The sequence below is a fragment of the Actinoplanes sp. NBRC 103695 genome (assembly GCF_030269485.1).
Classification (GTDB): Bacteria; Actinomycetota; Actinomycetes; order Mycobacteriales; family Micromonosporaceae; genus Actinoplanes.
This window is the reverse complement of sequence record NZ_BSTL01000014.1, coordinates 188,228-209,268: the sequence shown is the minus strand read 5'-3', so window position 1 is coordinate 209,268 and position 21,041 is coordinate 188,228. Positions and strand designations below refer to the sequence as shown.

At 71.9% G+C, this 21,041-nt stretch carries 20 protein-coding genes; 10 read left to right on the top strand and 10 right to left on the bottom strand.

Going from position 1 to position 21,041, the window contains the following annotated elements; genetic code table 11:
- Positions 1-16: 16 nt before the first annotated feature.
- Both QSK31_RS25865 and QSK31_RS25860 read left to right on the top strand, forming a co-directional pair.
- Positions 17-2,287 (top strand): putative bifunctional diguanylate cyclase/phosphodiesterase, encoded by a 2,271-nt coding sequence (locus QSK31_RS25865; RefSeq protein ID WP_285686915.1) that lies wholly within the window; start codon positions 17-19, stop codon positions 2,285-2,287.
- 9 nt (positions 2,288-2,296) lie between these two features.
- On the top strand, positions 2,297-2,566 hold the full coding sequence (locus QSK31_RS25860; protein WP_285686914.1) for a transcriptional regulator: 270 nt from the start codon (positions 2,297-2,299) through the stop codon (positions 2,564-2,566).
- On the opposite strand, the gene QSK31_RS25855 is transcribed toward QSK31_RS25860, so the two are convergent.
- Positions 2,555-3,352 carry an alpha/beta fold hydrolase gene (locus QSK31_RS25855; protein ID WP_285686913.1) on the bottom strand — a complete coding sequence of 266 codons (798 nt, stop codon included), beginning with the start codon at positions 3,350-3,352 and terminating at the stop codon, positions 2,555-2,557. The two genes, QSK31_RS25860 and QSK31_RS25855, sit on opposite strands and share 12 nt — an antisense overlap.
- 50 nt (positions 3,353-3,402) lie before the next feature.
- On the opposite strand from QSK31_RS25855, the gene QSK31_RS25850 reads away from it, so the two are divergent.
- Entirely contained in the window at positions 3,403-3,738 is a 336-nt protein-coding gene (locus QSK31_RS25850) for a hypothetical protein (RefSeq protein WP_285686912.1), read from the top strand.
- Here the strand turns inward: QSK31_RS25850 and QSK31_RS25845 are convergent.
- The gene (locus QSK31_RS25845; RefSeq protein WP_285686911.1) at positions 3,673-4,047 is read right to left on the bottom strand and encodes a hypothetical protein; all 375 of its coding nucleotides are present in this window, start codon (positions 4,045-4,047) and stop codon (positions 3,673-3,675) included. The genes QSK31_RS25850 and QSK31_RS25845 overlap by 66 nt on opposite strands.
- A 67-nt stretch (positions 4,048-4,114) precedes the next feature.
- Positions 4,115-5,059: an EamA family transporter gene (locus tag QSK31_RS25840; protein WP_285686910.1), complete on the bottom strand. Its 945-nt coding sequence runs from the start codon at positions 5,057-5,059 to the stop codon at positions 4,115-4,117.
- 195 nt (positions 5,060-5,254) lie between these two features.
- Here QSK31_RS25840 and QSK31_RS25835 point away from each other — a divergent pair, with 195 nt between their 5' ends.
- On the top strand, positions 5,255-5,452 hold the full coding sequence (locus QSK31_RS25835; protein ID WP_285686909.1) for a hypothetical protein: 198 nt from the start codon (positions 5,255-5,257) through the stop codon (positions 5,450-5,452).
- 27 nt (positions 5,453-5,479) lie between these two features.
- Here QSK31_RS25835 and QSK31_RS25830 read toward each other — a convergent pair whose 3' ends face one another.
- Positions 5,480-5,932 (bottom strand): peptidoglycan-binding domain-containing protein, encoded by a 453-nt coding sequence (locus QSK31_RS25830; protein WP_285686908.1) that lies wholly within the window; start codon positions 5,930-5,932, stop codon positions 5,480-5,482.
- A 195-nt stretch (positions 5,933-6,127) separates the two neighbouring features.
- Here QSK31_RS25830 and QSK31_RS25825 point away from each other — a divergent pair, with 195 nt between their 5' ends.
- Complete coding sequence (locus tag QSK31_RS25825) at positions 6,128-6,844, top strand: hypothetical protein (protein WP_285686907.1); 717 nt, start codon at positions 6,128-6,130, stop codon at positions 6,842-6,844.
- 42 nt (positions 6,845-6,886) lie between these two features.
- On the opposite strand, the gene QSK31_RS25820 is transcribed toward QSK31_RS25825, so the two are convergent.
- The 3 genes from QSK31_RS25820 to QSK31_RS25810 all read right to left on the bottom strand — a co-directional run bounded on the left by QSK31_RS25820 (position 6,887) and on the right by QSK31_RS25810 (position 9,321).
- The gene (locus QSK31_RS25820; RefSeq protein ID WP_285686906.1) at positions 6,887-7,834 is read right to left on the bottom strand and encodes a GNAT family N-acetyltransferase; all 948 of its coding nucleotides are present in this window, start codon (positions 7,832-7,834) and stop codon (positions 6,887-6,889) included.
- A 239-nt stretch (positions 7,835-8,073) separates the two neighbouring features.
- On the bottom strand, positions 8,074-8,604 hold the full coding sequence (locus QSK31_RS25815; RefSeq protein ID WP_285686905.1) for a hypothetical protein: 531 nt from the start codon (positions 8,602-8,604) through the stop codon (positions 8,074-8,076).
- Between the two features lie 75 nt (positions 8,605-8,679).
- Positions 8,680-9,321 carry a lytic polysaccharide monooxygenase auxiliary activity family 9 protein gene (locus tag QSK31_RS25810; RefSeq protein ID WP_285686904.1) on the bottom strand — a complete coding sequence of 214 codons (642 nt, stop codon included), beginning with the start codon at positions 9,319-9,321 and terminating at the stop codon, positions 8,680-8,682.
- Positions 9,322-9,555: 234 nt separating this feature from the next.
- Between QSK31_RS25810 and htpG the strand changes: the two genes are divergently transcribed.
- Entirely contained in the window at positions 9,556-11,400 is a 1,845-nt protein-coding gene (gene htpG / locus QSK31_RS25805; RefSeq protein WP_285686903.1) for a molecular chaperone HtpG, read from the top strand.
- On the opposite strand, the gene QSK31_RS25800 is transcribed toward htpG, so the two are convergent.
- A complete protein-coding gene (locus QSK31_RS25800) occupies positions 11,397-14,648 on the bottom strand; it encodes a BTAD domain-containing putative transcriptional regulator (RefSeq protein ID WP_285686902.1) in 3,252 nt (1,083 codons plus the stop codon). The two genes, htpG and QSK31_RS25800, sit on opposite strands and share 4 nt — an antisense overlap.
- Before the next feature lie 194 nt (positions 14,649-14,842).
- Here QSK31_RS25800 and QSK31_RS25795 point away from each other — a divergent pair, with 194 nt between their 5' ends.
- The 3 genes from QSK31_RS25795 to QSK31_RS25785 all read left to right on the top strand — a co-directional run bounded on the left by QSK31_RS25795 (position 14,843) and on the right by QSK31_RS25785 (position 17,906).
- Positions 14,843-16,303 carry a C40 family peptidase gene (locus QSK31_RS25795; RefSeq protein WP_285686901.1) on the top strand — a complete coding sequence of 487 codons (1,461 nt, stop codon included), beginning with the start codon at positions 14,843-14,845 and terminating at the stop codon, positions 16,301-16,303.
- Positions 16,304-16,339: 36 nt separating this feature from the next.
- Positions 16,340-17,401, top strand: coding sequence for a hypothetical protein (locus tag QSK31_RS25790; RefSeq protein ID WP_285686900.1), 1,062 nt, complete (start codon positions 16,340-16,342; stop codon positions 17,399-17,401).
- Positions 17,402-17,552: 151 nt separating this feature from the next.
- Positions 17,553-17,906: a P-loop NTPase family protein gene (locus QSK31_RS25785; RefSeq protein ID WP_285686899.1), complete on the top strand. Its 354-nt coding sequence runs from the start codon at positions 17,553-17,555 to the stop codon at positions 17,904-17,906.
- Here the strand turns inward: QSK31_RS25785 and QSK31_RS25780 are convergent.
- The gene (locus QSK31_RS25780; RefSeq protein WP_285686898.1) at positions 17,866-18,498 is read right to left on the bottom strand and encodes a response regulator; all 633 of its coding nucleotides are present in this window, start codon (positions 18,496-18,498) and stop codon (positions 17,866-17,868) included. The two genes, QSK31_RS25785 and QSK31_RS25780, sit on opposite strands and share 41 nt — an antisense overlap.
- On the bottom strand, positions 18,495-19,595 hold the full coding sequence (locus tag QSK31_RS25775) for a sensor histidine kinase (RefSeq protein ID WP_285686897.1): 1,101 nt from the start codon (positions 19,593-19,595) through the stop codon (positions 18,495-18,497). Before QSK31_RS25775 ends, QSK31_RS25780 begins: the two co-directional genes overlap by 4 nt.
- A gap of 84 nt (positions 19,596-19,679) precedes the next feature.
- Between QSK31_RS25775 and QSK31_RS25770 the strand changes: the two genes are divergently transcribed.
- Positions 19,680-21,026 carry an alpha/beta hydrolase gene (locus tag QSK31_RS25770; protein WP_285686896.1) on the top strand — a complete coding sequence of 449 codons (1,347 nt, stop codon included), beginning with the start codon at positions 19,680-19,682 and terminating at the stop codon, positions 21,024-21,026.
- The last annotated feature ends 15 nt before the right edge of the window (positions 21,027-21,041 follow it).

Below are 21,041 nucleotides of genomic sequence, written 5' to 3'. Positions count from 1 at the left end.
GGGCGGGGTGACGCTGGTGACGCGCGCGTGGTCGATGTTGACCACGATGCTGCCTGCCGGCGGCGGCCTGCGTGACGAGGACTGGACGCGCCGGCACCGGCTGCTGACCATCCTGCTCGCGGCCGGCATCCCGCTGCTCACCGTCGTCGGCGCGTTCCGCGACGAGGGCCTCGACGCGGCCTGGTTCATCACGGTCGCCCTGGTCCTGCCCTGCGTGATCGCGGCCACCGCGATGACGTCGAAGCGGCTGCCGTCGATCCTGGTGGCGGTCGGCTTCACCGCGCTGTGCGGCGGCTTCGTGGCGGTCTGCCACGGCCTCACCGAGGCGCACTTCACCTACTTCGTCGTGGTGGCGGCCCTCGCCCTCTACCGTGACTGGGCGCCCTTCCTGGCCTTCCTGATCGGCACCGTGCTGCACCACTCGGTGCTCGGCGCCCTCGCCAGCGACCGCACCTACGACCACCACGAGGCGGCCCAGCACCCGCTGATGTGGGCGCTGCTGCACGGCCTCGCGGTGCTCGGCGCGGCCGCCTTCCAGGTCATCGCCTGGCGGCTCACCGAGACCGAGGAGAAGCGCGCCCAGGAGAACCTGGACGAGAGCCAGGCACAGATGACGCTGGCGTTCGACGAGACGCCGGTGCCGATGGTGATGTGGTCGCCGGACGGCCGGCTGCTGCGCGCCAACGACGCCTACTACGCCTGGATGCGGCTGTCGCGGCCGCTGCCGATGGACTTCCGGCTCGAGGACCTGCCGCTCGTGGCGGAGCCGGGCGAGGAGAACATCTTCGGTGAGATGCTCGCCGAGGGCGACGCGGTCACCGTCACCCGGGCGTACCGCCGCACGGGCGACGGCAGCCGGATCTGGGTGGAGATCCACAGCAACGGTCTGCGGGACAAAGCCGGGCGGCTGCGCCTGATCTTCGTGCACTGCATCGACGTCACCGCCCAGATGGAACACCGCGACGAGCTCCGGCGGCAGCTCCGGGTCGACGACCTGACCGGGTTGCTGTCCCGCAAGGGCTTCGAGGACGACCTGGCCGCGCTGCTGACCGGGCAGCCCGGCCCGGCCGGCGTGATCTACCTGGACGTCGACCGGTTCAAGGCGATCAACGACGGCGCCGGTCACGCGGCCGGCGACGACGTGCTGCGCGCGGTCGCCGACTGGCTCCGCGCGGTCGTGCCCGCCGGGTCGCTGATCGGCCGGTTGGGCGGCGACGAGTTCGTGGTCGGGCTGGGCGGGCCGGTGGAGACCGCGGCGGCCACCGCACGCTCGGTGATCGATTCGTTCGGTACGCCGCTGCCGGTCGCCGGGAACACCAGCCGGATCGCGGTCAGTGTCGGCGTGGCCGTCGCCGACCGGCCGGACCTGGCCGAGCACGCGCTGCTGGCGGCGGACACCGCGATGTACGCGGCCAAGAAGGGCGGCGGCAACCGGCTGGCCGTCTTCAACGACCAGATGCGGGTCGACGTGCAGCAGCGGATCACCGCCGAGGCACAGCTGCGGCGCGCGCTCGAGGGCGACCTCGACGAGACGCTGCCGGTCTGGTTCCAGCCGATCGCGTCGTCGGTCAGCGGGCACATCATCGGCGCCGAGGCGCTGGTCCGCATGCGTGCCGCGGACGGCGGCATCCTCGGGCCGGGGCATTTCATCCCCGCCGCGGAGGAGACCGGGATGGTCGTCCCGCTGGGCGAGCACGTGATGTCCACGGCGCTGCGCTGGCTGATGAGGTGGCGGCTGGAGCTCGGCTACGTGTCGGTCAACGTGAGCCCGCGGCAGCTGTCCGAGCCCGGCTTCGTACCCATGGTCGCCCGGCTGCTCGCCGAGCACGGCCTGGACGACCCGTCCCGCCTGGTTCTGGAGATCACCGAGACCGCGGTGCTGGCCATGTCCGACGACCTCCAGGAGCGGCTGGACGCGGTCAAGGAGCTGGGCGTACGCATCGCGCTCGACGACTTCGGCACCGGCTACAGCTCGCTGACGTGGCTCCAGTCGGTCCCCGCCGACGTGGTGAAGCTGGACCGCTCGTTCGTGTCCGGCCTGGCCGGCGACGTCCGCAAGTCGTCGATCATCGTGGCGGTCCTCGGCCTGGCCACCTCGCTGAACATGAGCGTGGTCGCCGAGGGCGTCGAGGAGCCGGACGACTGGCGTGCGCTGGCGGCGGCCGGCTGCCCGGCGATCCAGGGCTACCTGATCAGCCGCCCGGTGCCGCCCGCCGGCTTCGAGCGCCTGCTCTGGGAGACCCCGCCGGTCGCGCCCGCACCCACGTCGGAGCTACTGCCCCTTTAAGCTCGCCCGATGGCGAACGTCGAGACGGCCGATCAGATCTTCCGGACCCGGATGGTGTCGGCGTCCGCCCTGCTCGAGGGACGTGCCGATCTGTCGCGGTACCCCTTCCGGCTGCTGGCGATCCACTCACCGCGCGGGTCCATCGGCACCGAGCGCATGTCGTTCCTGCTGACCGCCGCCGAGCACCTGATGAGCTTCGGCTGGGATGTCGTGAACATCACCGACACCGGGCAGGGCGGCGCGCCGATCGCGGTCATGCAGCGGCGCCTACCCGAGTGAGGTACGCCGGTCCGTGGCCGCGGCCGTGGTGTGCCGCAGGATCTCGCCGAGGACCTGGGGCCAGACCGCCTGCGGCGGGTACTCGTGGCCCACGCCGTCGAGCCGCACCAGCCGCGCGCCCGGCGGAGGCGGCGCCGCGAACCGGTCCATCGTGCCGTTCAGGACCAGCGTCGGCACGGTCACCGGGCCGTCCTGCGCGGGCGCCTCGGCGAAGACGATCCGGTGGTTGATCTGGCTGGACATCATGTCGACGCTGCGGTCGAACACCCGCTGGGCCAGCCGGCGCAGTCGCGGTTCGTCCGGCTGGAACGGCCCGGCCCGTTCCTGCACCTCGGCGACGAGCCGGTCGACGGCCACCCGCCGGTCGCCCCACTCGGCGTCCGGCCACGCGGCGAAGGCGGCCGGCGCGATCAGGGTCAGCGACCACACGCGGGCCGGGTGGGCGGCGGCGAGAGCCTGGGCGAGGCGGCCACCGAGACCGAACGCGACCAGGTGCGCCCTCGGCATGTCGAGCGAGTCCAGCAGGGCGAGGGCGTCGGCGGCAAGGTCCGACCAGGTGTACGGCGGGGCGCCCGGCGTGAACGACGTCGAGCGGCCGGTGTCGCGGTGGTCGTACCGGACGACCCGGCGTCCCCCGGCAGCGAGCCGGCGGCAGAACTCCTCGTCCCACCAGTCCATCGCCGACGCGGCCCCCGCGATCAGCAGCACGGCCGGCGCGGGGGGTTCGCCGAAGGCCTGCACGCACAGGTCGACGCCGCCCGCCGGCACCATCGTCTCCTCCGCCATGCCGGAAGTCTGACCCAACATCCTGACAGCTTGATGGGAAGATGGGCGCCGTGCGTACGCCTGATTTGTCGCGATACCTGCCTCACCGCGTGGCCGAGGCCGAATTCGAGGGTGAGACCGTCCCCGGCCTCACCGCGGAGTTCTACCGGCGCCCGGAGGGGGAGCGGATCGCCACCGTCGGCCGCTATCTGGTGGGTGGGCGCGAGCTGTTCAGAGCCTGGGGGTACGCGGACGAGGAGCACTGCCGCCACTCCGCGGTGAGCGGGCACCCGCCGGTCGACGGATGCCCGGTGGTCGAGCTCGAACGCGACCCGGGCGGGTCAGTCGTCGGCCTGCGCGTGCGCACGCCGGGTGGGGAATGGGCGGGTACGCGCCACCTTGAGTGACACCGCGGTCAGGGCGAGGGCGAGCCCGAAGAGCGTCAGGTGCACGACCGGGCCGGCGATCGGGACGAAGCCGATGATCGCGACCGGCACCTGGACCACGGCGATCAGGCCGGCCAGCCACCAGCGGCTGGCACCGCCGTTCCACAGCATCGCGGTCCACACCGGAGCGGAGACCACGAGCAGAGTGAGGCCGTCGAGGACGGCGTGCAGGGCCGGGCTGTGCACCGCGTTGTGCGCGAAAGCCTGGGCGGGCGCGGCGAACCAGAGGGCCGCGAGAACGAGAGGGACGACGACAGCGGCACGACGCATGGGATCCTCCGAGCGTTACTGAACCGTTGCACTGTGTATCGACGGTAGGGTCGTTTTGAGGTATCCGTCAATGTTGATCACTTTTGTGATCCTCTCGTCTGGGCAGCACGATCAATGCCACGGCCACCGCGATGATCGCGCCCGCCAGCAGCGTTCGCGGGCCGACCTGCTCGTCCAGCAGCCACCAGCCGAGCAGCACGGCCACGATCGGGTTGACGAAGGCGTAGGTGCCGGTGATCCGGGGCGGGGCGTGCTGCAGCAGCCACTCGTACGCGGTGTAGGCGATCAGGCTGCCGAACACGATCAGGTACGCCACGGCGAGCACGCTCCGCATCGCCTCCGACGAGAGGCCGTCCGCAGCCCCGCCACCGCCCACAACCGGGCTGAAGGCAGAGCTGCCGAACTCGCCGCCGACCCCGCCGAGCACCGCCAGGAACGCGCCGGCACACAGCATCTCCACGGCGCTCGCCAGCAGGGGCTGCTCGGGGCGGGGCGCGTGCCGCCCGTACACGGAACCGAGCCCCCAGCAGAGCGCACCACCCAGCGCGACCGCCGCGGAGAGCGGGTCCGGCGGATCGCCGCCGAACGGGTTGACCAGCACCGCCACGCCCACCACCCCGGCGAGCAGGCCGAGACCGACCGGCAGGCTGATCCGCTCCTTGTCGACCACCCGGCTGCCGATCACGATCCACAGCGGAATCGTCGCCAGCAGCAGCGCCGCCACGCCCGACGACAGCTCCTGCTCGGCCCACGTCGCGCCGCCGGTGCCCGCGGCCGGGAGCAGCAACCCCTGGATCGCGCCGGCCCGCCACTCCCGTGCGGTCGGCCGCTTCCACCGGTGGCCGGTGCGCCGGCGCCGCCACGCGCACCAGGCGTAGAGGATCAGTCCCGCGGTGAGGAAGCGGACCGCGTTCAGGGTGAGCGGCGGCAGATGTCCGACGGCGACCTTCATGGCCAGGTACGTCGAGCCCCAGACCACGTACACGATCAGCAGCGGGCCGAACAGCGGCATGGTCTGCGCTTTCCCGCTTCGGCCGGCAGCGAATCCTAAGACACGGAGAGTGATCTTCGTCCGAGTCCGTTTTGTCTGTTGGTTACTCCGGGTCACGTCGGCTACGGTGGCCGCGTGCGTTTGGCAGAGCTCGCAATGGCGGCGGCGATTACAGTGAGTGTGGCAGGGTTATCTTACGTTGCGTATAACCCCGGTGTGCTGACGGAGCGTGCGTCGACGGTCGCCGACCAGGCCACGTGCCGGGCCGTCGACTCGGCGATCGTGGCCTACACGTCGGTCAACTCGGCGCAGCCACGGGCGATCGCCGACCTTCAGCCGTACGTGAAGGGCGACATCTCGGCCTACTGCATCGTCCGTGGCGCCGCTGCCGGTCCCGGCTGCTCGGACGGCTAGGCACTCGCTTCAGAACACGCACTCGCTTCAGAACACCAGCGTTCCGCCGAGCAGGGCCTGCCAGACGCGGTGGTCGACCACGCCGTCGACGGTGACCGCCGGGTCGTCGGCGTGCAAGGCGTGCTGGAACGAGCGGACCGCGCCGTCGGTGATCGGCCCGAAGACGCCGTCGACGCGCGGCGCGCGAGCCGGGTCGCCGCTCAGGTTGCGGAACTGGAACTCCTCCTGGACCGCCCGCACCGCCTCGCCGCGGTCGCCTCGCCGCCGGGTGGCGATCAGGGCCCGCCAGGTGACCGGGCCGACCATGCCGTCCTCGACCAGATGCCGCTCGTGCTGGACGGCGCGCACCGCGGCGTCCGTACGTGGTCCGAACTCACCGTCCACCAGCACGACCCGCCCCTGCTCGCGCAGCAGGTACTGCAGGGTCGGCACCGGATGTGCCTTGTCGCCACGACGAATCCCCGGCCAGGGCTGAACCATGTCGATCGACTCCTCTCGGCGTCCGCCTGCCCGGCCATCCTGTCGCCCATCCGACATGAATGGGAACTCTCAGTCAGGTGGCCGACACTCTGTGCGTTCAGGCCGTCGGCCGGCACGCGCGCCGGTGGCAGGGCGGGGGAGCGGCTCTACGGCGCGGCGCTGGATCTGGGCATCGCGGCCGCCGCACGGGCGTCGTTGCCCGCCTACCGTGCGCGACGCGGCGAGGCGGGACAAGGGTTCCAGGTCGGGATTCCGGGGGCGATCGACCTGGCGATGTTCACGTTCGGGCCGGCGGGGGTGCCGCGGTACGCGGGGCGGTTCGCCGAGGCGCTGGCCGGTGCCATGCACGAGGTGCACGCCCTGGCCGGGCAGGACGTGGTGTTCCAGGTGGAGATCCCGGCCGAGCTGGTGCTGCTGACCCGGGCGCCACGCCCGGCCCGGAAGGCGCTCGCCGGGGTGCTCGCCCGCCGCGTCGCGGACCTCGTGCTGGGGGCCCCGGCGGGCGCCCGTTTCGGCGTACACCTGTGTCTCGGTGATCTCAACCATCGGGCCCTCGGGCGGATGGGTGATGCCGGACCGTTCGTCCTGCTCGCCAACGCGCTCGCCGAACGCTGGCCGTCGTCCCGGCCGCTGGAGTACGTGCACGCGCCGCTCGCCGCGGCCGTGGACCCGCCGGTGGACGACGCCCGGTTCTACGGCCCGCTGCGTGACCTGCGGCTGGGCGGCGCGCGGCTGGTGGCGGGCTACGCGCACGAGAGACAGGACCTGGCCGTGCAGCGGCGGATCCGCGGATACGTCGAGGACGCCGCCGGCCGCCCGGTGGACGTCTCGACGAGCTGCGGGCTGGGCCGCCGCGACCGGGCCGGTGCGGTCGCGGCGATGGATCGCATCAGGGAGCTGCTCGACGACTGACACGGGCGCGGCCCGCAACGGCCGCGCCCGCCCCGGCGTCCTCTACCGTGCCGCCCGCCAGGTCATGTCGATCTGATGCTCGATGGTGACGTAGCCGGCCCGGGCGAACGCCGCCGCCATCGGCCCGTTGCCCAGGTCCGTCGCCGCCCGGATGTACGGCACGTCCTGTGCCGCGAGCAGGCGCGTGCCCTCGGCGAGCAGGTCGTCGATGTAGCCGTGCCCGCGGTGGGCCGGCACCACCCCGATGTAGGCGATGACCGAGCTGTAGCCGTTGTGCGCGGGGAGCACGAACCCGGCCGGTTCGCCGTCCGGCAGGGTCGCGACCCGCCACCAGTCGCGCGGGCTGTCGTAGCGTTCGAGCTCGTCGTGGTACTGGTCCCGGGCGGCCTGCCCGGGAGGCGTCCGGGTCAGCTCCTCCCGGCTGTGCGCGTCGAGGGTGCCGTCGAGCACGAGAGTCATCAGCCCGATGAGCTCCTCCGGGTCGCGTACCGGCCGGAAGGCGAGCCGGCCGCCCGGTTCGGCGATGGGCGTGCCCGGCCGCCATTCCAGGCGCAGACGTTCGACGAACAGCTTCGCCCCGGCACGTTCGAGGGCGCCCATCCGGTCCTCGACGACCTGCCGGGTGTCCGGGCGGTCGCGCCAGTCCGATGGCAGGAACCGGAGGTATTCCGGCGGCGTCGTCCCGGCCGGGACCACGTCGCGCAAGGCGGCCTCGAGCAACCGGACGGCGTCGTCGGCGTCGGCCTCGCCGGCTAGGTCGAAGACGTCCATCAGGAGCGGATGCCGGTCGCCCGGCCGGGACCACCATCCGGCCCGGGCCACCACGCGCTCACCCCGCAGGGCGAGCCACAGCCACTCCGGGCGGCGGCGACCGGCCGCCAGGTCCCCGGCGATCTGGGCGTTCAGGACGTACGGCAGGTGGTTGAACAGGTACAGCTCGTCAGGCCCGCTGATCGGGCGCAGGGTCAGGTCGTGCAGGTGCGGATTCAAGACTTCTCCATCCGGAGACGCGCCCTGCCCGCTCCGGGATCACCGCGGTCGGCAACCCCGGGAGGACACGAGCGCGATGTGATCGGCGTACATGGCTCAGCCCTCCTTTCCGATAGGTCCGGCCTCGGTTCTATGCGCTGCGGCCCGGCGCCGCAACCTATTTAGGACCCGCAGCGAGGCACCGGGCCGACGAGATGTTGCCGAATCCATGGGCCGCATGGTCCCCAGCGGCGGGGAACTCAGATTCCGGCCGCGGCGGCGTACCGGCCGCGCAGGTCGGCCATCTCCGAGGCGGTCAGGGCCTCCTTGGCCGCCAGCTGGGCGTACTTGTCGGGGAACATCTGCCGGAGCCGGTCGACGAACCTGACATCGGCGGTCGCCTCGACCACCCGGACGCCCGGCGGCTCGGTGGACATGTCCAGGATGACCGGGCCGGCCAGCTTGACCGCCACGTCCCAGGGGACCTTCGGCTCGGCGACCCCGCAGAGGTGGAAGCCGTAGACTGTACGGACGTCGGTGAGCTCGGTGGCCTCGGCCGGCTCGTAGCCGTAGACGCGGACACCGCAGATCACCGCCGCCTTCGCCTGTGCCTCGGTGGCCGCCTGATGCGCGGCGTGATGGTGCTGTCCCGGATCGGACTGTTCGAGAGTCGTCCGCATCCGGGACGTGACCTGGCCCGGTAGATCCGCCGGCTCCGAGCTGACCAGCGCGGCAGCGCCGGCCGACGTCGCCAGCAGGACCACCGCCGCCCACACGAAACGGCTCCGCATGTTCGCGCCTCCCACCTCGTCGCTTCGGTTTCGGCCCAGGACGCCGACCGGCGTCCTGGGCCGCAGTGGTGCCGATCAGGTGAAGTTGACGTCGCTGCACCACATGTAGGCCTGGTCGAGGTGCGAGGCCTGCCAGATGACGAAGACGACGTGATGTCCGGTGTATCCGGAGGTCGTCACGGGGAACGAGATGTTCTGCGCCGGGGCGTACCGGCCGGTCTGCGTGATGAAGTCGAGGTTGCCCCAGCCGAGGCTCTGGGTGGCCGGGTTGAACCCCTGCTTGCTGACGTAGACCTTGAAGTAGTCGGCGCCGTGACTGGCCTGGTCGTACAGCTGGACGGTGAAGTTGCGGGCGAGGTTGCTGGTCCGCCAGGCGCCGGGCTGGTTCAGGCTGTTGTTCCGGGCGAGGCCGTTGCTGCACAGCTGGCCGTCGGGGGTACGGGCCTGGAACTGGCCGCCGAGGCCGTCGCGCAGCGCGCTCATCCAGTTCCACATGGTGTCCGGGTTGGCCTGGAAAGCCTGCCAGCACATCGGGTCCTGCTGCTGCATGGCCGGGTTGGTGTGCTGGTTGCCCCAGGCCTGCCAGCACTGGTAGGCGCGGCTTGCCGGACTGACGACGGTGCCGTGGGCCTGGGCGGCGCCCGCCCCGGGGACGACGGCGGCGATCGTGGCGAGCAGGGCGACGACCAGGAGCCGGACGGATCGATGGTGGCGCACGTTATGTCTCCTTCCGTAGCGATGGGAGCGCTCCCAGGATTACATCAATGTTTCCAGATATCAACCTATGTCGATCTTTGAGCGCAACCGAGCACGCACGTGGAGCGAAGCGACCCTCGGCGTGAGCGACGGTCCGTACCACCCACCCCGCTACGACATCCGGCTCTTGAACGTGATCTTCGAGCGGTCCTTTAACATCGGGCCGTAGTGGACTCGAACACGGAGAGCGGGAGTATGAGCGCGGAGACGTTGGAGTTTCAGGCTGAGGCTCGGCAGTTGCTGCAGTTGATGGTCCATTCGATCTATTCGAACAAGGACATCTTCTTGCGTGAGCTGATCTCGAACTCGTCGGACGCGCTGGACAAGCTGCGGCTGGCGACGTTGCGCGACGGGCTCGAGGCGGACACGTCGGATCTGCACATCCGGATCGTGGTGGACACCGAGGCGCGGACGCTGACCGTGACCGACAACGGGATCGGGATGGCGCGCGACGAGGTCGTGTCGCTGATCGGCACGATCGCCAAGTCCGGCACCGCCGAGATGTTGCGGCAGCTCAAGGAGTCCGGCGACGCCAAGGAGCTGATCGGGCAGTTCGGGGTCGGGTTCTACTCGACGTTCATGGTGGCCGACCGGGTCACGCTGGTCACCCGGAAGGCGGGCACGGACGACGGGACGCGGTGGGAGTCGGGTGGCGAGGGCACGTACACGATCGAGGAGGCCCCGGACGCGCCCGTCGGGACCTCGGTGACCGTGCACCTGCGGCCCGCCGACGAGGAGGACGCGCTCTTCGACTACGCCGACGAGTGGAAGATCAAGGGGATCGTCAAGAAGTTCTCGGACTTCATCGCGTTCCCGATCCGCTTCGGTCTCGAGTCCGATGAGCCCATCAACTCGATGAAGGCGCTCTGGGCGCGGCCCCGGTCGGAGGTGAAGGACGAGGAGTACCACGAGTTCTACCGGCACATCAGCCACGACTGGACCGACCCGCTCGAGATCATCAACATGAAGGCGGAGGGCACCTTCGAGTACGAGGCGCTGCTCTTCATCCCGTCGCGCGCCCCGCACGACCTGTTCCAGCGGGACGGCCGGCGCGGGCTCCAGCTGTACGTGAAGCGCGTCTTCATCATGGACGACAGCCAGGAGCTGATGCCCGACTACCTGCGCTTCGTCAAGGGCGTGGTGGACGCGGCCGACCTGTCGCTGAACATCTCCCGGGAGATCCTCCAGCAGGACCGGCACATCCAGATGATCCGCCGGCGCCTGATCAAGAAGGTGCTGTCCACGATCAAAGACCTGCAGGGCGCACAGCCGGAGAAGTACGCGACGCTGTGGCGCGAGTTCGGCCGGGCGATCAAGGAAGGCCTGCTCGGCGAGCCCGACAACCACAGGTCGATCCTGGACATCGCCTCGTTCGCGTCCACCCGCGGCGCCGACCCCACCACCCTGGCCGACTACGTGTCGCGGATGAAGGAGGGCCAGGAGGAGATCTACTTCCTCACCGGCGACTCCCGCAGCCAGGTGGAGAACTCGCCGCACATGGAGGCGTTCCAGGCGCAGGGCTACGAGGTGCTGCTGCTCACCGACCCGGTCGACGAGATCTGGGTGGAGGCCGTCCCCGAGTACGACGGGAAGAAGTTCCAGTCGATCGCGCGGGGCAACGTGGATCTGCCCTCCTCGTCCGAGGACGCCAAACCCGAGGAGGAGGGCTTCGATCCGCTCCTCGGCTTCCTCAAGGGCGCGCTGGAGGAGCAGGTCAAGGAGGTACGCCTCTCGCACCGCCTGACGACCTCACCGGCCTGCCTGGTCAGCGACGCCGACGACATCACGCCGACGCTGGAGAAGATGTACCGGGCGATGGGCCAGGAGGTGCCGCACGTCAAGCGGATCCTCGAGCTCAACCCGGCGCACCCGCTCGTCGCCGGCCTGCGCGCGGCGCACGAGCAGCGTCCCGAGGACGCCGCGCTGACCGAGACGGCCGAGCTCCTCTACGGGACCGCCCTGCTGGCCGAGGGCGGGGACCTGGACGACCCGGCCCGGTTCGCGAAGCTGCTCGCCGACCGGCTGGCACGAACGGTTTAGCGTCTGTTCGCCGGTGACCGGTCGATCAGGCCGGTCACCACGGCGTTCGCTTCGGTCTCCAGGGCGCTGTAGTTGTTGCGGCGCGCGATCTCCAGCCCCTCGCGGGCGAGTTCGCGCGCCCCCTCCACGTCGCCGTCCACGACGAGCGCCTCGGCCAGTCCGATGCTCGCCTGGGCCTCGAAGTAGCGGAGCTGCATCCTCCTGCTCAGCTCCAGCGCATCCGTGAAACGCGCCCGCGCGTCGGTGATTGCTCGGGATCCCAGCAGCGCCGACCCGAGCGTGGTGAGGATTCCGGCCTCCGAGCGGGGATCGGCGAACTCGCGGGCCAGCCGCAGCGCCTCGTCGGCGTCGGCCACCGCCGCCGACCACTCACCCCGCTGCCCGTGCAGCCGGCTCAGCTCGTCCAGCATCGCCATCTGCCCGGTGGGCGAGCCGGTACGGCGGGCGTGGTCGAGGACGACGTCGAAATGCTCGCGTGCCACGTCGTACTCGCCCAGCTGGCGCAGCACCATGCCCAGGTTCCCGCGATTCGCCATCGCCGACGGGCGGCGGGCGGCACCCTGATTGATGCGCAGAGCGTCGGCGAAGTAGGTCGCCGCGTCGGTCAGCCGGCCCTGCTCGGAGCACAACGTGCCGAGATCGTTGAGGGTGACCGCGCGGATGTGGTCGAACTCCTTGCCGTCGCCGGAGGTCAGCGCGCGCTGATAGAGCTCGAACGCCTCGTCCGTCCGTCCCCGCTGGGCCTGGACGAGGCCGAGGTTGTGCAGGCCGTACGCCGCGCCGACCAGCCAACCGGAGCGTTGCGCCGCGTCCACACCGCGCTGGTAGGCGGCTAGGGCCAGGTCGTGCCGTCCGGCCGACCAGCGTGCCTGCCCGAGGGTCTGGTGCATGGCCGCCTGCGCCCGGTCGTCACCGGCCGCCTCCGCCGCGGCCAGACCGGCGTTGCCGGTGGCCAGCCACGCCACCGTGTCGCGGCGGACGAAGAAGTAGGCGCGGAGCTGGTCGGCCAGCTGCCAGGACCGGGCGCGGTGCGGGCCGTCCGCGGCGGCGGCGACGGCGGCGACCAGGTTGCCGAGCTCGCCGTCGAGCCAGGCCATCGCGGCGTCGGTGTCCTCGAAGCCGGCCGGGTCGACCGGCACGTCGACCGGCAACCGGACCATCTCGGCGTAGACCAGGCGCACCGCCGCCGCCGTCCGGGACAGATACCACTCGAAGAGCCGGCCGAGCCTCGCGGGCGCCTCGGTGTCGTCGCGCGCGGTCGCGCCCGCCCGGCGGGCGAACAGGTGCAGCAGGTCGTGGTAGCGGTAGCGGCGCGCGCCGACGGTCTGCAGCAGGTTCTCCCGCACCAGGTCGTCGAGCACGAGTTCGACATCCGCCTGATCCTCGCCCAGCAGCGCGGCCACCGCGGCGGCGCTGAAATCCTTGCCCGGGATCAGCGCGGCCGAGCGGAAGATCCGGGCCGCCCGGGGTGCCAGGTCCTGATAGCTGAGCTCGAAGCCGGCCGTCACCGCCACGTCACCGACGCGGAGCTGGTCGAGCCGGGACTGCTCGTCGAGCAGCCGGGAGAGCGCGTCGCCCAGGGTCAGCGCGGGCCGCGCGGCCAGGCGGCCGGCGATCATCCGGATCGCGATCGGCAGCCGTCCGCACGCCTCGATGAGGGCCTCGGCGGCCGGCCGGTCGGCGGCCACCCGGGTCCTCGAGGCCGGACCGGCGAGCATGTCGACCGCCTCCCGGGCGTCCAGCACCGGCAGGTCGAACAGCGCGGCGCCGTCCAGATCGGAACACTGGTTGCGGCTGGTCACCAGCACCACGCCGGGCCCCGAGCCGGGCAGCAGCGGCCGGATCTGGGCCGCGTTGCGGGCGTTGTCGAGGATCACCAGGATCCGCCGGTCGCTCAGCACACTGCGGTAGAGCGCCGCCGCCTCGGCGGGGTCGTCCGGGATCTCCCGGTTGTCCACGCCGAGCGCGCGCAGGAACCGGGCGAGAGCCTCGGCGATGCTCACCGGCCGCCGGTCCGCGCCGCGGAGGTCGATGTGGAGCTGGCCGTCCGGGAAGTCCGGGCGCACCCGCTGGGCGACCCGCAGCGCCAGGCTGGTCTTGCCGACCCCGGCCATCCCGGAGACGACGCAGGTGGCCGGGGCGTACCGCAACACCTTCTCGATCTGGTCCAGGTGGTCGCCGCGGCCGGTGAAGTCCGGTGGAGGCGCCGGCGCCTGCCACGGCCGGACCGGCCCGCCGGGGGAGGCCGGGCGGTGCCGGGGCGCCTCGGCGTGCCGCAGCAGGACGGCCTGCCGGGCGTCGGCCAGCTCGGTGCTCGGATCGATGCCCAGCTCGTCGGCGAGGCGCCGGCGCACGTCGTCGTACGCCTGGAGCGCCGCGGCCTGCTGACCGGAGGCGGCCAGCGCCCGGATCAGCCGGGCGTGCAGCGACTCGTGCCACGGATGCCGGGCGGCCAGGTTGCGCAGGCGGGGCAGCACCTCCGGCTGGCGGCGCAGCGTCTCGCCCAGGCGGGCCAGCCGGATGGTGACCTCGATCCGCTCGTCGGTGAGCGCGGTGACCAGCGGGTCGTGACAGAGCTCCGCCACATCGCCCGCGACCGCGTCGCCGCGCCACATGTCGAGCGCGTCCTCGAGCAGGTCGAACGCCTGGCGAGGATCCACGGCCGGCGCCCGGCCCTCGTCCAGCCGTGACCGGTAGGCGACCAGGTCGAGCTGGCCGGCGCCCAGCTGCAGGCGATAGCCGGCCGAGACGAGGGTCAGCGCTGACGGACCGAGGATCCGGCGCAGGCGGCTCACGTGCGTCTGCAGGACGTTGGCCGCGGACGGTGGTGGATCGTCGCCCCACAGCAGGCCGATGAGCTCCTCGCGGCTCACCGGCTGACCCGGCGTCAACGCCAGCCGGGCCAGGACGATCCGGTGCCGGCCCGAACCGATCGCCAGCGGCACCGACGACCGGGTCACCGCCAGCGGTCCGAGCACCGAGACGTGCGGCGGCCCGGTGGCCGGCGCCGGTCCGGGCCCCGGGCGCGAGGCGAGCCGGAGCAGCCGGTGCGACGACTCCAGGCCGAGGACCCCGGCCAGCGCGCGCACCGACGTGACCCGCGGGCGGCTGCTGCGGCCCTGTTCCAGGTCGCGTACCGCGCCGGTGCTCAGACCCGCCCGGGCGGCGAGCTCCGACTGTGTGAGGCCCAGCGCCTGCCGTGCTTCGCGCAGCAGCAGACCCAGATCTTCTTCCGTGCGACCGTCCACGTCCGACACCCCCGACGTGCTCGGTGATCGGTCCGGAGCGGAGCGTAGTACGGATTCGGTACGGGTGTTGTCCCTCCAGTGATCGACCAGTGTTGATCCGCAGACTCTGCGTGTCCCGAGGGCCGACCGGCCCAGCGGGGGGACACAAGGGGAGGACCCAAGGGATGGACGCTCGACACTTTTCGGATCGCCTGGTGCGCCGATGGGCGACCGCGATAGCGGTACCGCTGGCATTGATGGCCGGCGTGGCGGCCGCGGCACCGGCCCACGCCGATCCGGCGCCGGCGCCGGCCCCGGTCGGCGACCCGGCGCTGCCGAACTACCCCGGCCTGTCCGCGAAGCCGGGCTCCGGTTTCGCCGCCCAGGTCGCCACCACGCCGCTGCCGTGCGACGCCAACGGCGCCGACGAGACGACCGCCCGGGCCGACGCGGTCACCCGGGCCCGCAGCTGGCTGGCGGTGGTCGTGCCCTACAGCCAGAACCGCTGCTACCGCAACCAGTACGGCGACTACCGCACCGACTGTTCCGGCATGGTGGCGATGGCCTGGGGCCTCGGCGGGCGCGGCAGCGACTGGTGGACCGGCAACCTCGCGGACAGGAGCCACCGGATCTCCCGCGGCGCGCTGCAGCCCGGTGACGCGTTGCTGCGGCACACCGGCGACACGTCGGAGAACCACGTCGCCCTGTTCGTGCGGTGGGGGAACTCCGAGCACACCCGCCTGGTGGTGATCGAGCAGACCGGCAGCCGGGACACGATCGAACGCACCTGGGAGACGAACTACGCCGGCCTCTACACCCCGGTCCGCTACGACCACATCGTGGAGGAGGCCGAGGAGGAAGAGGAGAACACCTGGTCGCCCGACGTGACCGGAGACGGTTTCGCCGACCTGGTGGCGACCAAGGCCGACGGTACGCAGTGGCTGTACTCCAACAACATCGTCCGCGACGACGGGCGGCCGTACAGCGCGGTGCGTCAGATCGGCAGTGGCTGGGACGGCTTCGACCGGGTCATCGCGGCGGACGTGACCGGCGACGGCTTCTCCGACATCGTCGCCACCAAGGCCGACGGGACGATGTGGCTGTACTCGAACAACATCGTCCGGGACGACGGGCGGCCGTACAGCGCGGTGCGTCAGATCGGCAGTGGCTGGGGTGGCTTCGACAAGATCGTCGGCGCCGACGTGACGGGTGACGGCTTCGCCGACCTGGTGGCGACGAAGGCCGACGGGACGATGTGGCTGTACTCGAACAACATCGTCCGCGACGACGGGCGGCCGTACAGCGCCTTCCGTCAGATCGGCAGCGGCTGGGGTGGCTTCGACCGGATCATCGCGGCCGACGCGACCGGCGACGGCTTCACCGACCTGGTCGCCACCAAGGCCGACGGCACCATGTGGCTGTACTCGAACAACATCGTCCGCGACGACGGGCGGCCCTACAGCGCGGTCCGGCAGATCGGCCACGGCTGGGAGAACTTCGACCGGCTCGTCGGCGCCGACGTCACCGGCGACCGCTTCACCGACCTGGTCGCCACCAAGGCCGACGGGACGATGTGGCTGTACTCGAACAACATCGTCCGCGACGACGGCATCCCGTACAGCGCCGTCCGGCAGATCGGCAGCGGCTGGGGCGCCTTCGAGCGCATCACCGCCTGAGTACGGGGAACGACGATGAGAAGAAGACTCAGATGGATGTCGGCCGGCGTGGCGCTGGCCGTACTCGGATCGGCGTTGTCCGCGGTCGTCGGAGCCGGACCCGCGCACGCCGAAACCACCCGGCCGTGCGACCCGGGCGGCAGCACCAGCGCCGACGCCCAGATCGCCCGAGACCTCAACGCCCGCCTCACCGGCGGGATGGACGGCGAGATGAACGCCTACCGGGTGTCCTGCGCCCGGGTCATCGCCGCCACCATCCGCGGCCGGGGACTGGACCGGCGCGCCGCCCAGATCGCCATCACCACCACGATCGTGGAGAGCACGATCCGGAACCTGACCTACGGAGACCGGGACAGCGTCGGCCTCTTCCAGCAGCGGCCGTCGCAGGGCTGGGGAACACCCGATCAAATTCTCAATCCGGTGTACGCCACCAACCGGTTCATCGACAAGATGCTGCGCGTGGACGGCGACTCCTGGATGACCGACCCGATCGGTAAGGTCTGCCAGGACGTGCAGGTGTCGGCGTTCCCGCAGCGGTACTACGACGCGACCGCCGACGGGGTGGCGATCGCCAACGCGGTCTGGACGCCGGTGGACGAGGAGGAGGCGCCCAAGGGCCACAGCGTGACCGGTGACGACTTCGCGGACATGGTCGCCACCAAGCCGGACGGCACGATGTGGCTGTACACGAACAACTTCGTCCGCGACGACGGCGTCCCGTACAGCACGACCCGCCAGATCGGCAGCGGCTGGGGCGGTTTCGACCGGATCTTCGCGGCGGACGTGACGGGGGACCGGTTCACCGACATGGTCGCCACCAAACCGGACGGCACGATGTGGTTGTACTCGAACAACATCGTCCGGGACGACGGGCGGCCGTACAGCGCGGTGCGTCAGATCGGCACCGGCTGGGAGAACTTCGACCGCATCGTCGGGGCCGACGTGACCGGTGACGGGTTCGCCGACCTGGTGGCCACGAAGGCGGACGGGACGATGTGGCTGTACTCGAACAACATCGTCCGGGACGACGGCCGGCCGTACAGCGCGGTCCGGCAGATCGGTCACGGCTGGGACGGTCTCGACAGGCTCACCGCCTGAGCGAACCGGGACACCGCTCGCCCTTCCCCGGGGCGGGCGGTGTCCGCCGTTAATGGGGTGTGCCGGCTCGCGCCGGCTTCTACCGTGCACCGTTGATGCCGACCTCGATTTCTCCATCACCCCGCTCCGCGGTGCGTTCGCCGGCCGGGCTGTGGCCCTGGGTACGGCCGGTCAGCGGACGCCTGGCCGCGGCGACGGTCCTCGCCGTCGTCGCGTCGGTTCTGGCCCTGGCCATGCCGGGCAACGGCAGCTGCTCGGGCTGGCCCGGCTGCTGATCGCCGACCCGTCGGTGGTGATCCTCGACGAGGCGACGTCCTCGCTCGACATCCCCGCCGAACGCGTCATCCACGACGCCATGCGCACCGTGCTGGCGGGGCGCACCGCGCTGATCATCGCCCATCGTCCGGCCACGATCCGCCTCGCCGACCGGATCGTGGTCATGTCCGGCGGGCAGGCGCGAGACCTCACGGGCGGTGCGGGCTCTTCGCCAGGACGGCCAGCTTGACGCGGTTCGTCGCGCCCGTCTTCGTCATCAGGCCCGCCACGTGGGTCTTCACCGTGCTGACCGCGACGTGCAGGCGGTCGCCGATCTCCGCGTTGGACAGGCCGTCGCCCAGCAGGTCCAGCACGTCGCGCTCGCGGGCGGTCAGGCCGTCCAGGCGCGGGACCTCCCGGTGCGCGGCGGTCGCGGAGCGGACGATCCGGGACAGCACGCCGGGACTGAACGGCGTCTCGCCGGCCGCGGTGCGGCGGACCGCGTCCAGGAGCTGGTCCGGGGGTGCGTCCTTGCCGAGGAAGCCGCGCGCGCCGGCGGCCAGCGCGGCGTACAGGTGCTCGTCGTCGTCGAACGTGGTCAGGACCAGGATGCGTGCGCCGGGGCGGGCGGCGACGATGCGTGCTGTCGCCGTGGTGCCGTCCACGCCCGGCATGCGCAGGTCCATCAGCACCACGTCGGGGACCAGGATCTCGAACTGGCGGATCGCCTCGGCGCCGGTCGCCGCCTCGCCGACGACCTCGACGTCGGTGGTGGTGCGGCACAGCATGCGCAGGCCCGCGCGGACCAGGCGCTGGTCGTCGACGAGCAGGACGCGGATCACGGGATCACCACCTCCAGCCGCCAGCCGGGGTGGTTGTCGAGCACGCTCATCCGGCCGCCGAGCAGCTCCACCCGTTCCCGCATGCCGACGAGCCCGAACCCGCCGCGCGACCCGGGCCCGCCTCGGCCGTCGTCGGCGATCTCCACCCGTACCCCCTGATCGGTCACCCGGACCACCACCGTGGCGTGAGCGGCGCGCCCGGCGTGCCTGACCACATTGGTCAGCCCTTCCTGCACGACGCGGAGCACCGCGAGCCGGCGCATCGCGTCCAGCGTCGCGACCGACTCGTCGATGTCGCCGCACACGGTGACGCCGGCCGCACGGACGTGGGACACCACCGCGGTGATCGCCTCGCCGATCCCGTCCGGCTCGACCAGGGCCGTGCCCGCCCCGCCGGTTGCCGTGGCCGGGTCGCGGAGGACGACCATCAGCCGTTTCAGGTCGGTCAGGCCCGCCCGGGTCGTGGTGTGCGCCTGGGCCAGCGCCTCGTCGACCTCCGGGTCCGCGCCGCCCAGCGCCTGGCGGGCGGCGCCGACCTGCACGGCGATCGAGGCCAGGTGGTGCGCGACCAGGTCGTGCAGTTCACGGGCGATGGCCGTACGCTCCGCGGCGCGCGCCTGGAGCACCGACCGCTCGCGGTCGCCCTCGGCCGTGATCGCCCGCCGCAGCACCGAGCGGACGTACACCCCGAGCCCGACCGGCGGCAGCGTGGTCAAGGCGATCGACGGGACGGACAGCCGCGGGTCGAAGCCCGGCGCCACCAGCACGGCCTGCACCACCACGAACGCGCCCGCACCCGCCCAGCACTGCCAGCCGCCCCGGCGGACCCACAGCTCACCCAGCGTGATCATGGCGAGCAGGAAGAGCATCGGCATGACCGTACGAGGACCGTCCACCAGTGCCGCCAGCAGCAGCGCCGACTGCACGACGGACGCGGCCAGCGGCTGCCACACGGCGACTCCGGTGAGCCCCGCGGCGACCAGGCCGAACGCCCAGTCGGTCGCGGTGACCACGTTCGGCCCGTGCAGCACGGCCAGGAACGCGGCCATGACCGGCAACGGGAGCAGCCGCAGCGGCACTTGCAGGAGCCGGTTCATGTCTCGACCCTAGGAAGCCGGGACGAGCCCCGCCTCCTGCCGAAGGGGGAGGCGACCGGCTCCGGCGGGCACCACGGTGGAGGGATGACCAAACATCTCATCTGGCTGCTCGTCGCCGCGCTGAGCGGATCCGGCGCGGCAGCACCCTCGTCACCGGCACCGTGGGAACCGTGTGCGGACAACGCGGCCGTCTCCTGCGGAACGCTGTCGCTGCCCGTCGACTGGTCCCGGCCCGGCGGGCAGCGCTTCGACCTGGCCGTCGCCCGGCGTCCGGCCGCCGACCCGGTGGGCACGCTCGTGTACCTGCCGGCCGGTCCGGGTAGTTCCGGTGTGGACGCCGTGACCGACGACCAGATCTTCGGCGCGCTGTTCCCGCCGGAGATCGCCGCGAGGTTCGACATCGTCGGGTTCGACCCGCGCGGGGTCCGGCGCAGCCATCCCGTGCGGTGCGACTCGGCGCTGGTCGAGCGGCTGAACGCTCCGCCGCCGCGCACCGAGACCGAGTTCGCCGCGCTGCTGGACGCCCAGGCCGCGGTCGGCGCGGACTGCCGGGCCCGGACCGGCCCGCTCTTCGACCACCTGGACAGCGTCGCCGCGGCCCGCGACGTCGACGCTCTCCGCGAGCGGCTCGGCCTGCGGCAGCTCAACCTGTACGCGCTCTCGTACGGCACGGTGATCGGCCAGATGTACGCGGAGCGGTTCCCCGCCCGGATCCGCACGATGGTGCTCGACGCCGTGTACGACCACAGCGTGGACTCCGACCGGTTCGCGGTGACCGGCGCCCGGGCCGCGCAGGAGGCGTTCGACCAGTTCCTCGCGTGGTGCGACGGCTCCACCGACTGCTCGTTGCACGGCGCCGACATCCGGGCGAGGGTGGCCGAGCTGTTCGCCGGGGACGAGAGCGGCGAGCTCACGTACCGGATCGTGGCGCCGCTGTCCCAGCCGAACCTGCCGGCCGCCGCCGCGGTCATCGAGGGCCGGCCGGGCAAGAACGCCGCCGCCGCGCCCACCCCGTTGCCGATCTACATCCAGTGCGCCGACGCCGTCAACCGCACGACCACGTTCGCGGCCATGCAGGCGTTGCGTGGCCGGGTCCAGGCGGCGGCCCCCGACGTGCGCGGAGCGCCGTACGACGTCGCCGACCTGTGCATCAACCCGCCGGTGCCGGCCACCAACCCGCAACGGCCGCTGCGTGCGCCCGACGCTCCGCCGATCATGGTGATCAACTCGCGCTTCGACCCGCCCACCCCGTACGAGGGCGCGCAACGGGTGGCCGCCCAGCTCGGCCGCGCGACGCTCGTCACCTACGACGGCATGGGTCACGGCGCCGCGAACCGGACCGACTGCACCCGTGGCCTGGTCCTGCGCTACCTCGTCGACACCACGCTGCCGCCGGCCGGGACGCACTGCCCGGCTCTTCCCCTGCGCTGATGGCGGATTCGGCAG